Genomic DNA, 554 nt, shown 5'->3' on the forward strand with positions numbered 1-554 from the left:
GAAATCATCGACCACGACAAGGTCCACCAACTGGCCCACGCCATTCTCAGCCCCTGGTGCGACACCTACTGGATGGGCACCGCTCAGGTCATCGAGATCGGCCCGGGCAACAAGGCCCAACCGCTGCACCGCGACTTCGAAAATTACATGGCGTTCAAGGAAATGGGGATCAAGGCCCCCGACGTCATCTGCAACTTCCTGATCGCCCTGAGCCCCTGCACCGAAGAAAACGGCGCCACCCGCATCATCCCCGGCAGCCAGTACTGGCCCGATTACGATGACCGCGGCACCCCGGAAATGACCGTGCCTGCGGAGCTGGAACCGGGCGATGCGCTGTTCTTCACCGGCAAGATCTCCCACGGCGGCGGCGCCAACACCACCACCGACCAGTACCGCCGCGCCGTGGCCTTTACCTTCAACCTCGGCTGGCTGGTACCCGAGGAAGCCTATCCGTTCGTGGTGGACATGGAGCTGGTACGCACTCTGTCACCGCGCGTGCAACAGATCCTCGGCTTCCGCTCCTTTACCGCCGACCTCTACGGCCTGCCGGGCCT

At 63.5% G+C, this 554-nt stretch carries 1 protein-coding gene; it reads left to right on the forward strand.

The features are described from left to right. The coding region (locus tag G7009_RS27325) for a phytanoyl-CoA dioxygenase family protein (protein WP_181133379.1) at positions 1-554 on the forward strand (554 nt) is incomplete at both ends.

The organism is Pseudomonas capeferrum, assembly GCF_013523055.1.
GTDB classification, from domain to species: Bacteria; Pseudomonadota; Gammaproteobacteria; order Pseudomonadales; family Pseudomonadaceae; genus Aquipseudomonas; species Aquipseudomonas capeferrum_A.